Source organism: Nodosilinea sp. LEGE 07088 (assembly GCF_015207395.1).
Lineage (GTDB): Bacteria > Cyanobacteriota > Cyanobacteriia > Phormidesmidales > Phormidesmidaceae > Nodosilinea.
Map to the genome: position 1 here is coordinate 1 of NZ_JADEWX010000031.1, position 13393 is coordinate 13393.

12 protein-coding genes and 2 pseudogenes are annotated in these 13393 nt (G+C 57.4%); 5 read left to right on the forward strand and 9 right to left on the reverse strand.

Annotation, left to right across the window (positions count from 1 at the left end; all coding sequences use genetic code 11):
* Nucleotides 1-100 precede the first annotated feature (100 nt).
* Nucleotides 101-385, forward strand: coding sequence for a hypothetical protein (locus tag IQ254_RS09935; RefSeq protein ID WP_193966020.1), 285 nt, complete (start codon nucleotides 101-103; stop codon nucleotides 383-385).
* Between the two features lie 11 nt (nucleotides 386-396).
* Here IQ254_RS09935 and IQ254_RS31405 read toward each other — a convergent pair.
* Together IQ254_RS31405 and IQ254_RS09940 are read right to left on the reverse strand one after the other, a co-directional pair.
* Nucleotides 397-501 (reverse strand): annotated as a pseudogene (locus IQ254_RS31405) (TetR/AcrR family transcriptional regulator); the annotation flags it as partial.
* 57 nt (nucleotides 502-558) lie between these two features.
* A pseudogene (locus tag IQ254_RS09940) lies at nucleotides 559-1272 on the reverse strand (TetR/AcrR family transcriptional regulator); the annotation flags it as partial.
* Here IQ254_RS09940 and IQ254_RS09945 point away from each other — a divergent pair.
* Nucleotides 1214-2248 (forward strand): Rieske 2Fe-2S domain-containing protein, encoded by a 1035-nt coding sequence (locus tag IQ254_RS09945; protein WP_193966022.1) that lies wholly within the window; start codon nucleotides 1214-1216, stop codon nucleotides 2246-2248. The pseudogene IQ254_RS09940 and the gene IQ254_RS09945 sit on opposite strands and share 59 nt — an antisense overlap.
* Nucleotides 2249-2278: 30 nt before the next feature.
* Nucleotides 2279-3121, forward strand: coding sequence for a Uma2 family endonuclease (locus IQ254_RS09950; protein WP_193966023.1), 843 nt, complete (start codon nucleotides 2279-2281; stop codon nucleotides 3119-3121).
* Between the two features lie 143 nt (nucleotides 3122-3264).
* Here the strand turns inward: IQ254_RS09950 and IQ254_RS09955 are convergent, their stop codons facing one another.
* Together IQ254_RS09955 and IQ254_RS09960 are read right to left on the reverse strand one after the other, a co-directional pair.
* A complete protein-coding gene (locus IQ254_RS09955) occupies nucleotides 3265-3939 on the reverse strand; it encodes a HEAT repeat domain-containing protein (protein WP_193966024.1) in 675 nt (224 codons plus the stop codon).
* 131 nt (nucleotides 3940-4070) lie between these two features.
* A complete protein-coding gene (locus tag IQ254_RS09960) occupies nucleotides 4071-4766 on the reverse strand; it encodes a methyltransferase domain-containing protein (protein WP_193966025.1) in 696 nt (231 codons plus the stop codon).
* Here IQ254_RS09960 and IQ254_RS09965 point away from each other — a divergent pair.
* Complete coding sequence (locus tag IQ254_RS09965; RefSeq protein ID WP_278000312.1) at nucleotides 4765-5772, forward strand: LD-carboxypeptidase; 1008 nt, start codon at nucleotides 4765-4767, stop codon at nucleotides 5770-5772. The two genes, IQ254_RS09960 and IQ254_RS09965, sit on opposite strands and share 2 nt — an antisense overlap.
* Nucleotides 5773-5780: 8 nt before the next feature.
* Here IQ254_RS09965 and IQ254_RS09970 read toward each other — a convergent pair whose 3' ends face one another.
* The 5 genes from IQ254_RS09970 to IQ254_RS09990 all read right to left on the reverse strand — a co-directional run bounded on the left by IQ254_RS09970 (nucleotide 5781) and on the right by IQ254_RS09990 (nucleotide 12442).
* The gene (locus IQ254_RS09970) at nucleotides 5781-7307 is read right to left on the reverse strand and encodes a glycosyltransferase family 39 protein (RefSeq protein WP_313887413.1); all 1527 of its coding nucleotides are present in this window, start codon (nucleotides 7305-7307) and stop codon (nucleotides 5781-5783) included.
* Between the two features lie 79 nt (nucleotides 7308-7386).
* On the reverse strand, nucleotides 7387-8649 hold the full coding sequence (locus tag IQ254_RS09975; RefSeq protein ID WP_228040456.1) for a hypothetical protein: 1263 nt from the start codon (nucleotides 8647-8649) through the stop codon (nucleotides 7387-7389).
* Nucleotides 8650-8889: 240 nt separating this feature from the next.
* The gene (gene crtD, locus IQ254_RS09980; protein WP_193966028.1) at nucleotides 8890-10407 is read right to left on the reverse strand and encodes a C-3',4' desaturase CrtD; all 1518 of its coding nucleotides are present in this window, start codon (nucleotides 10405-10407) and stop codon (nucleotides 8890-8892) included.
* Nucleotides 10408-10542: 135 nt separating this feature from the next.
* Complete coding sequence (hetR, locus tag IQ254_RS09985; protein WP_193966029.1) at nucleotides 10543-11472, reverse strand: heterocyst differentiation control protein; 930 nt, start codon at nucleotides 11470-11472, stop codon at nucleotides 10543-10545.
* A 406-nt stretch (nucleotides 11473-11878) separates the two neighbouring features.
* Nucleotides 11879-12442 (reverse strand): hypothetical protein, encoded by a 564-nt coding sequence (locus IQ254_RS09990; RefSeq protein WP_193966030.1) that lies wholly within the window; start codon nucleotides 12440-12442, stop codon nucleotides 11879-11881.
* Nucleotides 12443-12837: 395 nt separating this feature from the next.
* Between IQ254_RS09990 and IQ254_RS09995 the strand changes: the two genes are divergently transcribed.
* On the forward strand, nucleotides 12838-13347 hold the full coding sequence (locus tag IQ254_RS09995) for a Ycf51 family protein (protein ID WP_193966031.1): 510 nt from the start codon (nucleotides 12838-12840) through the stop codon (nucleotides 13345-13347).
* Nucleotides 13348-13393 lie beyond the last annotated feature (46 nt).

A 13393-nucleotide genomic window follows, 5' to 3' on the forward strand; every position in this document is an offset into this window, starting at 1 on the left:
TCTGTATAAGAGACAGCCCAGGAAGGGAACACCCCTCCCCCTCCCAGGAGGATTTGCAGGCAGGGCTTGCTTACTGCAAACGCAAAAGGAAACAGAACCGATGTTTGAATATCTCGAACCCGATGCCAGCGGGGCATCTAATCTGCCGCCGTCTTCGCGCAGCACCCCTCAAGCCCGTCCAGAGCGGGTGCGCCACATGCTCTACGGCAGCCTCGCCGCCATAGATCGCACCATCAAAATCCTCCACGCCCTCGGCTACACCGACCCCAACGATTGGAGCGATCCCATCCCCATGCCGTCCAGCGCACCCGTGGGTGACACAGCCCGGTCGCTTCGGCTCCGCTCAGCGACCGGAGTCGAGATGCCAGCGAGTCATAGAACTTGAGGCGAAACAATCGGATTCACAAACTGCTTGCCGCAGGCTTTGCACAGGTAGCACTGCTTGCCCCGACGATGGCCATTTTTACCTAGCTTTGGGGAAGTACAGTGGGGGCAAATCATTACACTCATTACATGGCCGTGGATCTGATCGCCTACATAGGGGGTCAGGTAAGCGGCCATTAGCGCTGGAATTTGCTGCACAAGGCGATCGCGCTTCTCTTCATCCCGCTGTCGCAGAGCGGACAAAATAAGCGCGTTGCTGCTGTGAACACAGACCTCCGCCAGCAGATCTCGCTGAGCGTTTGGCAGATCAGGATTACGCTGGTGCAGGATGGCCGAGAGAAAATCGATCGCTCCCTGGGTCATGCTGTCGTCGATGGTCTGGAAGCGATCGCGCGCCGTGTAGAACTCAATAAACATTACCCGTGATACTGGGTGCTCAAACAGCTGACCTACAGCCACGACAAGCCTTTTCAGCATCTCTTGCAGCGGCAGTCGCCAGTACTCTTCGGCGCTAATCTTTGCCCACAGAGCCGCTACCCGCTCAATGTGCTGCCGTTCCATGGCGTTAAAAATTGCCGCCTTGTCTGGGAAGAACTGGTACAAGGAACCGACTGCCGTACCCGCCCGTTCTGCAATCTGGTGAGTGGTCGCCGCTTCATAGCCCACCTCGTCGAACACCGCCGCTGCCGCCGCCAAAATTTTTTCGACTCGCTGCTGCCCCCGCCGCTGCTTGGGCTGGCGACGCAAAGGGCTTGACGAATGCGAGTTTTTTGTCATATTTTTAAAACACGACGAATTTCTCACAATTTTATAGTCTTGGGAGGCTTTTATGCCGTCTATGCTTCCTGGTGCGCCCTGGCTCGTGGCGCATAAATCGATGCTGCCCATTAACCAGCCGCGCAAAATTTCCCTCTACGGTAATGACTATGTAATGTGGAAAGCTGTCAACGGCGATATCCATGCTCTGCCCAATGCCTGCCCACACATGGGGGCCATGCTGTCAGAGGGCTGGTGCGAAGCCGGCAACGACGGCAGCAGTCGAGTCACCTGTCCGTTTCACGCCCTCGCCTTTGATGCCAAGGGACACACGGTTCTACCCGGTTCGGCCAAGCAAACCTTGCCCCAGCTTGAGCCGCTAGAGCTAATTATCCAGGGCGATTTTGTCTGGACCTACGGCGGCTACGAGCCCAAGATACCGATTCCGATTGCCCTTAAAGACATAGCGGCGAAATATTCCTTTATAGGCCACGCTGCCGATATTACGGTGGAGACAGACTTGCTCAGCATGTTGCTCAACATGCACGACTACAACCACCAAAACGGCACTCACCGCGACTTGTTTCGCATTAATGAGGTGCAGTTTCACAAATTTATTGACCAGGGCCACGAGTCCCATGCCTACTACGACATGCCCACGGCCCCTTACTCTCTCGCTGAAAAACTGCGCCGTCCTGACTTGTTTCTGCTGCCCGAGACCCTCAAGGCACATCTAGAGAACCACTTCCCCTCCCTGGTAATTTTTCACGGCAGATCAGCGCTGGGTACCCTTGCCCAGTGTCATCTGTTTGTGCCCGAGGCCGAAAATCGTACCCGTACCTATGTGTTGATGTTTAGTCAGGCCAAGCACCCGGTATTTAATCTGGTGGGGCGCACCTATCTAAACTTTGCTCAGGTGGTTGTGGAGCAAGATGCCGATATCTTAGGCAAGCTTTACCCCGATTCACCGCAAACCATTAAGCTCAATAATGAAGTCGGCATGGATTGGGTGCGGCGAAATTTTGCCAGCTTTCCAGAGGTAACGGCACCTGATCTAGGCAGAGAGAACGATTTACCTAAACCAGAACTTTCAGCCCAGCGCTTATGATTGAAGCACACCGTCGATCGGGCTAAGGCCATGGTAAAAGCCGACCTCTACCAAAACTTACCCACTAGCGACGAGCTCCCCTGCTCTGACGATACGCCCGTGGATAATGAAGATCAGAATCTGCTGCCCAACTACCTGCTGTTTTTACTACAGCTGCTCTGGGCCAATCGCGATGACTGGTACTTTGGCGTCGATATGGGGGTCTACCACCTCAGTGGGGTAAACCCACGCGTGCCCGTGGTGCCCGATGGTTTTTTGAGCCTGGGGGTGCCGCGTCGCAAACCCGGCAACAAATCCCGCAAGAGCTACGTGATGTGGGAAGAAGCGGGCACCGTCCCCACCCTGGTGCTGGAGATGGTCTCCTGGAGCCCCGGCGGCGAGTATGACGACAAATTCGCTATCTACCAAAACCTCGGCGTCCTCTACTACGTGATCTACAACCCCGAGTACTGGCAGCGCGACCGACACCAGCCCTTTGAGCTGTACAAACTAATCGAGGGCCGGTACCAGCTGCAAATCGGTGAGCCCTACTGGATGCCAGAGGCGGGCCTGGCGATCGGTCGTGCCCAGGGGCTGCTGGGCGGCATGGAACGCGAGGTGCTCTCCTGGTTTGACCAAAGCGGACATCGCTACCCCTCTGCTGAAGAGCAGGCTCAGCAATACCTGCTTCAGGTACAGCAGGCCCAAGTCGAGATACAGCAGGCCCAAGTCGAGATACAGCAGGCCCAGGTTGAAGCTCAGCAGGAACGACAGGCCCGCCTGGATGCGATCGCTCAACTGCACCAGATGGGTTTAACCGCGCCCCAAATTGCCGTGGCCCTAGGGTTATCGCTGGGTACTGTGGAAGAGCGGCTCAGATACTCAGATAGTTGACTTGTGATTGTGCGCTAAGGGAATTTTACCTGGGCTCTAGTACCGAAAGGCAGAAGTAAGAAGGCAGAAGGCAGAACGAGAACCCCAGGCCTCATAAGGGTTTCCGCGTGAGTAAACAGCTGGGTTATTGCCGCCTCAGAGTACTAGTGACTCGTGCCCTGCCGATGATGGAGCCGGGTCAGCGCGATTCTAGCGGACTCAGAGACCTGAAAGTGGGAGTCTTTTTCTAGATAGCGCAGGGCAGGTTCGGTTTTTGGGGTGGGCAAATTGCCGAGGGCTTCGGCCAACCGCTGGCGTACTAGCCAGTCGTCTGACTGGGCAAATTTGAGGATCTCATCCACCGCCTCCAGGTCACCAATCTCGCCGACAGCAGCGATCGCCGCCTGCTGCATCACTGTTTCGTCGCTTTGCAGGGCCTGCATCAGCACATCGTGGGCGCGGGGGTCTTTGAGGTTGCCCAGCGAAACCGCCGCGCTAAAGCGCACCAGCCAGTCGGTGTCTTCGTAAAAAGCCCGCACTAGAGTCTCAAAGGCGCGGGGGTCTTCTAGGTAGCCCAGCGCCCCGGCAGCATCAGCCCGAATGCCATAGTCGGGGTCAGACTTGAGCAGATTGATCAAAATGTCAAAGGACTCTGCGTCGGGTTTAATACCCAGGGCAAACACCGCCATCGAGCGAATTTGCAGATTTTTATCGTCGAGGGCTTGTCGAATCAGCGGTGCCGCCTGGGCTGCCGGCACATCCCGTAGCGAAGCTAGCGCCAGCATGCGGTCTTTGGAGTCTTCGCTTTTGAGCTGGGCAGCAATTTGCTCTAAATCCATGGGAAAGGTGCACTGTGAACGGTCTCCTTCAGTATAAAGAGATGGACAGTGAGGGGGTGAGGATGGGGAAGGGGAGGAGGCTCAGTTCAAAGTTCAAAGTTGGCCTATCCCTCACTAATTCACCCCCTCTCCTACCGTCGCCGCAACCGCCCAAAATGCTCCTCTCCCTGGCGCGAGGGTACTGAGTTGGCGATCGGGTCTAGGCTAAGGATTTCAAAGTGAGGTTCAAATAATTGATGCACTTCGGCCGGGGTGGTGCCAAAGGGTGGCCCACCGGAGCGTCGGTGGGTGAAGAATACTGCCAACAATTCTCCCCCAGGGGTCAAAAGATTGGCCACCAGATCGACGTAGGCGGGGCGGAGGGAGGGGGCGATCGCACAGAAGCAGGTGTGCTCGATCGCATAGGCAAACTGGCCCGCAAACTCGGGCACTAGGTCAAAAATATCTCGCTCTAGTAGCCGCAGGTTAAGGTTTTGGGCCTGAGTCTGGGCCTCTAGGGCCTGAATTGCTGAGGGGGCAAAGTCAACGGCGGTCACCTCGAACCCCCGCTGGGCGAAAAAAATGGCATCGTGGCCGCGCCCAGCCCCAAGCACTAGCGCTGAGCCGACCCTGGGGGCATAAGCAGATGCCAACAATGTCTGGAAAGCGGGGGCTGGCTGGCCTAAATCCCAGCGGGGGGTACCCGCTTGGTAGCGCTGTTCCCAGGCAGCGGGGCTGAGAGGCGACGGGGTTTGTGCAGTCACAGATAGCTCCGGTGTATGCTCGGCATTGGTGTCTTTTAGGGTATCGCGTATGCGACGGCGGCAGCTATTGGGCGGATTGGGCATGGCGACGGCGGGAGTGGCGTTAGGGCAACGGGCCGTTCCCGCCCAGGGGCATCCAATCTTGAAGCCGCCGCGCCTACGCGAGGGCGATGTAGTCGGCATCGTCAGCCCAGCAGGGGCGACCTTTGAGCGCGATCGCCTGGATCTGGTGATTGACGCGGTCAAAGCTCTGGGCTTTGTGCCTGAGGTAGCGCCCCACGCCCTGGCCCGCTACGGCTATCTGGCCGGTACCGATACCGAGCGGGCGGCAGATCTAAACGCGATGTTCGCCGACTCGGCGGTAAAGGCGCTGCTACCCATTCGCGGCGACTGGGGCAGCGCCCGCATTTTGCCCTACCTCGACTACGACACCATTCGTGCCAACCCCAAGGTGTTGATCGGGTTTAGCGATATCTCGGCGTTGCTATTGGGCATCTACGCCCAGACCGGGCTGGTCACATTCCACGGTCCCCACGGCATTACCTCCTGGCGACCCGAGCAGGTGGAGCCCCTGCGCCGCATTCTGATCAATGGCGAGGCGCTGACCTACCGCAACCCGCTGCTGGGGGCCGATCAAGATCGCCTCATGCGCGACCAGGGTCGCCTTCAAACCATCACACCGGGGCAGGCCACTGGGCCACTGCTCGGCGGTAACCTGTCGGTGATTGCTGGCATTGTCGGGTCGCCCTACCTGCCCGACACCACCGGGGCTATCTTATTTTTAGAGGATGTGGGTGAATCGCCCTACCGCATCGATCGCATGCTGACCCAGCTCAAGCTGGCCGGGGTGCTCAACGGGCTGGCCGGGTTTGTGTTTGGCCAATGCCAGGCCTGCGGGCCTGGACAAAGCTATGGCTCGCTAACGCTAGAAGAAATTCTCCGCGACCACATTCAGCCCTTAGGCATACCGGCCTACGGCGGTGCCTGGATTGGCCACGTCGAACCCCTGTGGACGCTTCCCATCGGTGGCACCCTGACGATGGATGCGATCGCCGGTACCCTGCAAATGCAGTCTCCCGCCGTAGTCTGACGGCAAATCTAAGGCCCTGGGGGTGGCATCAGCGTCACCAGATCGTGGGGAAAAAACTGAACCGAGGGGTCAGCATCGATTGCTTGCCAATCCGGCGACAGGGTTTTCAGCAGGGCAGAGTCAGGCTTATAAACCAACAGGGCACCCTGGGGATGGGCGGTTTGGAGCGCATCGGGGGAGGGTAACACGGGCTCGGATAACAGCCACATCGGCGTCTCTGGCTTGAGGTAGTAGCTGAGGGAAATCGCCTCCCCTAAGGAAATATGGCTCGGGTTCACGATCACCATGGGGTTGGGCCGCTGGTTGATATCGTTAGCAATCCACCGATTAGTGGCACTAAAGCCCTTGTTCGACCAGGTATCGGCACGCCCATAGCTCACCCCTGAGGCCAACCCCAGCGCCAACAGCAGGATGAGTAGCCCCGCCCCGCCCCGCCGCACCCACCGTTGCGAAAAGGTCAGCCAGTGGGTAATGAGCGCCGCGATCGCAACCGGCATTAGCACCAGGGACGGAAAGAAATATCGGGTATTGCGCGACAGCTGCGCGGCCTCAATCACGTCATGACCAATCAGCACCAGGGGAGGAATCAGCAGTCCGCAGCCCAAAAATAGAGCGGTCGATCGCGGGTAGCTACGCCACAGACAAACTAGGGCGATCGTCCCCAGGCCCAAGACCAAGGCGGCCCCCAGCACCGTCCAGAGGTGGTCATAGGGTAGGTTAAAGTCGATTGCTAAGACGCTGTAGTGCATCCCCCAACGCTGGGCCAAATATTCCAGCGGTGCGGGGGCACGGGTCCAGGCCGTTACGGCTTGCAGGCGTTGCCACCGACTCACGATCGTCCCAATCCAGGGTAGAAACAGCCCCAACCCTAGGCCCTGGGCCAACCCAAACCCCAGCCAGGCCCTGAGACGGCGTTCACTCAGTACCATAAACCCCAGATGGCTCAACCCCAGCAGCACCGTCATCAACGAACCATACCAGGTCAGCCCCAGGGCCAGGCCATAAATAGCCCAATCCACCGGCGACTTTTGCCGCAGGGCTCGCACCAGGGTGCCATTGGCCAACAGCAGCCCAACTATCCACAGGGTGTACTCGCGGGCCTCCTGGCTATAGACCAAGTGAACCGGCGACACCGCCAGCAGCGCCATCGCCAGCCAGGCCGTCACAGGTTGCTGGGGAAATAGCTGCCGCGTCAGCCAAAATATCAACGGCAGTGCGATCGCCCCAAAGATCGCGGCGATCGCCCGATAGCCGCCCACCGATGCCCCAAACAACCGCCCCCAGGCATGGGCCAACAGATAGTATAAGGGCGGGTGTTCAGGGTTGGCCGATAGCGCCTGCCAGCAGTCAGCCAACGATGGTGTAGGCGGCAGCTGTTGGTAACGCATCAAATCGGCGGCGGTTAGATCAGGGCGATCGGCCACCGCTTGCTCAACCACTGGCCCTTGATAACCCGCTGTTCGCAGGCTGGTATACACCTCATCATGCCAATAGACCTTGCGGTCTAAATTGGCAAAGCGCAACACTAAACCCACAGCCACAACAATGAGGGTCAGCCGTTTAATCCAGCCCTGTAGCAACCGACGACCTCTTTAGCCAACAAAACCCCTTAGCCTAGAACTGGTAGCCCACATCGCCAAAGTTAGTAATCAGGGCTACATTGGCATGCTCTAGACTGGTCACCAGCCAGGGTACTTCCTTACAGGTGCGCCGTTCATGGACGTTAAACAGCACCGAGAAGCAGCGCTCTAGCCAGGGCTTTGCCGCCGAGCAAAACAGCACCAGCCGCAGCAGCAACCCCATCGTCAGGGTGTAGCCGACATCATTGACCAGGTGGCGAAAGTTCCGAAACACCGGGCGGTTGGGGCTATCGACCACCAAGAAATTGAGCAGACGACGGCAGGTCTCCACCAAAATAAAGCTGTTCAGTGGCTGATCGTCAAACTCGGCCAGGGTTTCACGCAGGTACTGACGCAGATTGCGGGTAAAGTGATTGCCGCTGTACTTGGGCTCCGCCGCCACAATTGGGTGAATGAGATAGTCGATAAACTCATCTTTAAAGTCACGGAACGATCGCACGGTCTTGCTGTAGGTGGCAAACCACCGAGCCTGATCGCGATGGGTGCGACCATTCGCCTTGCCCGTATAAAAGCTCAGCGCCTCATCTAGCCCCGCGACATCGAGGAGGGTCGGGTTAACCAACTGTGCTGAACGGCCAGAAATCTGCTGTTGGGCATGGTAGCGAGCCAAACGGATGCCCAGATCAGTTTCAGCCCGGTAGCGCAAATCGTTGATATTTTGCTTTTGCTCTTGGCCACTGTCTTTAGTCAGCAAACTATGGTCGTACAAGAAGGGATAGTGGCGAATACGTCGGGCCAGCAGCTGATCATCTGCCCTGGCAGAAATCGCCAGTTCTGTCTCCCGCTGGGGCGTCATCACTTCTCGCAACCGCACCAGCGACGCATACTGCTCGGTTTTGACAAACTCTCTAACCAGCGTGTAAACCTTTTGAGCCGCCGAATTTGGCACCTGGGACGGGGGCAAGTCTTCAAACACCTGCACCAGAGCCGGAATGGCCCAGTGCTCACGGGGCTGGGTATACCAGAGGTTGATCAGGGTGTAGCAGCAGCGATTGAGGACGTACTTAAATTCTCGATCGGCGGTGTCTTGCTCAGCCAGCTTGAGCAACGCACCCGCTGCCGCCAGGTCGGAGTAGTTGGCGACATCTAAAAACAGCCGCCGAAACCGCCCAATCAGCTCCTCGGGAGACTCTTGCTTCCGCCAATACTGCCAATGCTGATAAAGTCGCTCTTCCAGGCTAGCCGGAGGACGACTGGAGTAGTTTGACCACGAATCTAGAGAATCCCAGGGACTCATACTGCTGACCTGATTGTGTAGGGGCGAGGCAACCAAAGGAACCGGGGCAAAGCAACTACGACAGGCATAGTACTGGAGGGTACTTACTAGCGGCAAGACAAATTGGTAACGAAATTTACCAAGAGCTCATCCGTAGTACGGTCATAGTTGACTCAATAATACTCACGTCAGGGGCTATTTGCTCAGCTATGTGGGATTCATTTTTCAAAAATTTTTAAATTTTCCCAGTCTTACTTCTTTTTATTTCCCTTCAGCAGCTTCGATCTGCTGCACAACGGTCTGCGCTGAGTAGCTCACTCCCGCAGTACCTTCGCCGGGATGGGTACAGTCGCCCACTAGCCAGAGTCCAGGAATGGGGGTGCGGTTAGCAAAGCCAAAGGGGCCAAAGGTGCTGACGCGCATGCCTAAGCCACCGACGGTGCCGCGATCGCGGGCAGTGAAGCGGGCAAAGGTGCGGGGGGTAGCCGCCTCCACGTGAATCAGATGGTCGCCGCGCAGGTCAAAGTAGCTTGACAGCCGTCGGATAGCCCCGTCGGTGTAGGCCTGTTTCATCCCGTCGTAGTGGGTGGTCTGCCACCAGGGCGCTATGTCGGTAAACGACGACGCCACAATCGTAGCCCGGCCCTCGGGTGCCCGGCCATCGCCGGGGCGACTGACCGACACAAACAGGGTGTTATTTTCGGCAATCGGGCCATCGTAGTGATAGAAAAATTGCAGGTGGGGCGGGCAATCAGCCGGAATTGCCGCCGCCTCGACCCCCAGATAGAGTACAAAGGCACCGCTGCCCTGGGGTAGCCCCTCGACCCGACGACGATAGCCCTGGGGGGCGTCATCTGCCAAGAGCTGCACCAAATTTTGCACCGTCACGTTGGCCACCACATGGTCGGCGGGTTCGACCCAGGTGGTCTTGGTTTTTTGATTTTCTACCGTTACCCCGGTGACTCGACCTCGGGCCGTATGGATCTGCCGCACGCCGTGGTTGAGCTGCAATAGGCCACCGTCGCGGCCCAGGGATTTTTCTAGAGCGTCGCTCAGCACCTGCATACTGCCGTGGAGATGCCAGAGCCCCTGGGGCGCTTGGGACATACTGAGGGCCGTGGCTGCGTAGAGCACCGCCGTATCGTCGGCCCCGACCTGAGAATAGAGCTTTAGCTGAAGGTCGAGAAAGGTCTTGAGGCGGCGATCGCCCGCCAACCCCAGCTGTTGTAATACCTGACCGACGGTGGCAAAGGTGTAGGGCACCGTCACCAGGGTATCGGGGCGGAGCGCCTGGGTCAGTTGCCACAGATCCCAGGGGCTGCGGGGAGGCAGCACCGGCTCCCGTGCCTGGAACCGCCAGCTGGGTTTAAACAGGCGCTGCATCAGCTGCCAAAACGGCTCACTGCCAGGAAACTGGCGCTGGCGCTCGGCCTGCCAGGCCGCCGGATCGCGCCATACTCGAATGGGTTCGGCCTCGCCGGGCAAAAACACGGCACAGGCCGGGTCGCAGGGAGTAGCGGCAGGCAGGGGCAGATCGAGCTGAGCAAAAATCTGCCGGTGAATCCCGCCCGGCTCTAGCCCCGCCACCTGGGTTGCTCCCACGTCAAAGGTGAACCCGCGGCGCTTAAAGGTCGAAGCGCACCCCCCCGCCACCTGAGCCTGATCAAACACCCGCACTCGGTAGCCCCGACGGGCGAGCAGAGCAGCCGCCGTCAACCCACCCATGCCCGCACCAATGACCACCACGCAGCGGCCCGACGATAGAGTGGCATGACCCATGCGTTACATTTCGTTACGATATGCTCAGTTTAGCCCAAGTTGCCTCGGCGGGTTTGCCCCGGGTCAACTCGGCTACAGGGTCGGCTCGGAAGGGTCGGCTCGGGCTTCCCGAAGGGCGATCGCGCGCTCAAAGAATTAATCGTGTTCGCGCCGACCCGCCGCAAACTGAAGCACCATCGGCAGTCCACCATCCTGGTGATATTTGTCGGCCCAGGCCCGCAGCATGGCGTCTAACTCGTCTAACGCCTGCTGACGCTGCTGAGGGGCAATGTCAAACACCTCCACACCACGCATGACCCCGGCATCTTCACTCACCCAGGCCTGTAGCAGGCTAAAGTAGCGAGCGACATCGTCAATCATGGCAAACACTCGCTCCTGCTCTCCCTTCGGCGAGTACGACGCGCTGGTCAGGGCGTATAGCGGAATATCCACCAGCGGTGAATCAATCTGCAGGACGGTACCCGAGTGCAGCAGACGAAATTTAATATGCGACATCAGGGCATCGCTGAAGGGCATGCGGTGACTTTGGGGGAGCTCTTCCTGGGACATCTGATGCAGAATCTCGATCAGCTCGTTAAACTCCACCTGGTCTAAGATGCGGGCTAGGGGTGCCGTAGCGGGGAGGCTCTCTTCAATGGTTTTGCGCTCGCCAGGGGTCAGTCCCTGGATTCTGACCCTGGCCGTAGAGGAATTACAGGGAAAATGTTCTTGCCAGAGAAAGGGCAGCGCAATAAGGTAGTAAGGCTCCTTAGAATTGAGCACCTTGAGACTCTGCCCCTCTGCCAAAGCCTGCTGAATCTCATGCACAATCGCCTTCACCCGCTTGGGTTCGACATGGTACAAAAAACCTGTCTTGCGAATGTTCTCACCCTGTTCTACGAATGTGCTGTAGATGGCCAGTTTGGCGGCAGTGGTAGCGGCATCTAAAAAAGCACCATAGCGATGGCCTCCCATTTTCATGGTGCTCAGGGCTAGATTCAACAAAATCCAGTCTGCAGGGCTACTATCTACAACGCGCAGTAGGTCTTGCTTTAAATCAGGCGGAACTTGGGACTGGTGGGTCACGGGGTAGAGAGATCTCAGACTAGGTAAATTACGGGCTATCTAACCCTCAGTAACTCACAGGGAACATCAAAGGGACTAGGGCTAACTAGAAACTAGACAGCTATCTAGGCAGCAGCTAGAACATGGCTGCCCAAGCCACTGAGACTATCCACGGCACACCCGCGATACCGATTGGCGAGCCCGCTGATCTCAAGGCAGCTATGACCTACACGATAGCCTAAAGCCAGCGTTTGCTCAGGTTCCTATGCCCAAAGATCAGCTCAAATTCAAAGTATAGGGTTAGTTCTAGAAAATGCAGCACATTTTGTAGATGCTTAGGCTAAATCCTCCGGCTTAGCGCCATTGAGAGCTGATTTCTCTAGTGCTCAGCTGCCGCCGCTCAGTTGCTGCCCCCTCAAGGAGAGGCTTAGGATCCCGGTTCGGCGGGTTGTGCAGCCCCACAATAGCCATTTACATCGGAGATGAGCTGAGATTCGGTTTGGGACAGATCTTCAATGGCCGACACAGCTGCCATCGTCTGCTGTTGGGATTCTTCAATTTTAGCGGGGAGTTCGGCCTCAGATTCAACCGTCACGACCAGCTCCATCGCTTCACGAGCTTCGGTGAGCGCACTACTAAACCCCTGCACTACCCCAATATAGCTGTCTCTAAACTGAGTTAGATCTTCGTCGCGCAGGGTAGTGGTCTCGAGATCACCAACGAGCCCATCGAGGTTAGTCACAACTTTATCAACGGCGGTGGTGTACTGACTGGCCGCAAGTTTGATGTCGTCAAGGTTTTTAACTTGGGCCGCGCTTTCGCTGAAGGTTTGAATCTCGGCCTCAAAGTCTTGCATAAAGCCCTGGGTCTGATTGACCACTTCGGCCAACTGGTTACACTGGGCCACTTTAGAAGAACCACAACCCAACAGCAGCAGCGGCAGCAAAAGCCCTGTTGCGCGAATACCATGTCGCAGTTGCCACCTACCCATGCCTGTCTCCGCTACCTGTGTCATGACTACTGCCATCGTTATTGCTACGGCTTCAAGTTTTACCGTGTCTTGGTTAGGTTTACAACCTAAATTTACTGAGTTTTAGCCAGCCTGTAGACCAGGTGATAGCTAGGTATAGATAGCGCGATCGCCACTATAGAACGAGATCTGACCGATGTAATCGCGCCCATGTTGTTACTCCACCGCCCTCAGACAGGAAAACTGCTGATAGGATCGAGACATCTAAATCGTATTGCTAGATACCAGAGTGCCCTGATCAACCACATCTTTGCTCCGCCAGTGCAGAACAAGCTGACCGCTTGATCTGCGATATCTTTGAATACTCTAGGTAGTGCCTACGTTTAGCGATCTCATTCTCAACCCTACCCTGCCCTATGCTCAGCCCAGATAAATTTTTAGTGGCCACCCAGTGGGCCGGTATTGGCACCCTAGCGCTAGCTGCTCTGACGGCCCTAGCCTTTGCCCTGGGCTGGGGCATTCGGTTTCGTCTGGTAGGGGCCACAGGGTTTACGGCCGTGCTTACGGTGGGCTTACTGGGCCTGAGTTTTGAACCCTTTACCCGCACGGCGGTGCCCGGTGCCATTCCCTACGCCACGGTCTACGACTCGGGGGCTAGCCAGATTGTGATTACGGTGCCCGCCGACGTCACCCCCACCACCCTAGATGCCACTCTACGCCAGGCGGCTAGCAATCTCTTTAAGCCCTACAGACTCGGGCTACCCGGGCAGACGGCTACCATTCGCGCCCGCACAATAGTGCATGGTGCCGACGGGGTGTCTCGGCTGCTCTACCTGGGTCAGGTACAGCCTGCGCCTAAAGACGCAGAGGATAGCTATCAGGTGCAACTTAACGGCGACGCGCTCGGCCAGCTCACGGCTGGCTAGGGCAAGCTTTTCTCGCTCACGGTCTCACTCCAGCCCTTTAATCACT

What these genes read in the sequence shown, in the direction of transcription:
- IQ254_RS09935 (WP_193966020.1), top strand. Translation starts at nt 101, where the DNA reads ATGTTTGAATATCTCGAACCCGATGCCAGCGGGGCATCTAATCTGCCG.
- IQ254_RS09945 (WP_193966022.1), top strand. Translation starts at nt 1,214, where the DNA reads ATGCCGTCTATGCTTCCTGGTGCGCCCTGGCTCGTGGCGCATAAATCG.
- IQ254_RS09950 (WP_193966023.1), top strand. Translation starts at nt 2,279, where the DNA reads ATGGTAAAAGCCGACCTCTACCAAAACTTACCCACTAGCGACGAGCTC.
- IQ254_RS09955 (WP_193966024.1), bottom strand. Translation starts at nt 3,939, where the DNA reads ATGGATTTAGAGCAAATTGCTGCCCAGCTCAAAAGCGAAGACTCCAAA.
- IQ254_RS09965 (WP_278000312.1), top strand. Translation starts at nt 4,765, where the DNA reads ATGGCGACGGCGGGAGTGGCGTTAGGGCAACGGGCCGTTCCCGCCCAG.
- IQ254_RS09960 (WP_193966025.1), bottom strand. Translation starts at nt 4,766, where the DNA reads ATGCCCAATCCGCCCAATAGCTGCCGCCGTCGCATACGCGATACCCTA.
- IQ254_RS09975 (WP_228040456.1), bottom strand. Translation starts at nt 8,649, where the DNA reads ATGAGTCCCTGGGATTCTCTAGATTCGTGGTCAAACTACTCCAGTCGT.
- crtD (WP_193966028.1), bottom strand. Translation starts at nt 10,407, where the DNA reads ATGGGTCATGCCACTCTATCGTCGGGCCGCTGCGTGGTGGTCATTGGT.
- IQ254_RS09990 (WP_193966030.1), bottom strand. Translation starts at nt 12,442, where the DNA reads ATGGGTAGGTGGCAACTGCGACATGGTATTCGCGCAACAGGGCTTTTG.
- IQ254_RS09995 (WP_193966031.1), top strand. Translation starts at nt 12,838, where the DNA reads ATGCTCAGCCCAGATAAATTTTTAGTGGCCACCCAGTGGGCCGGTATT.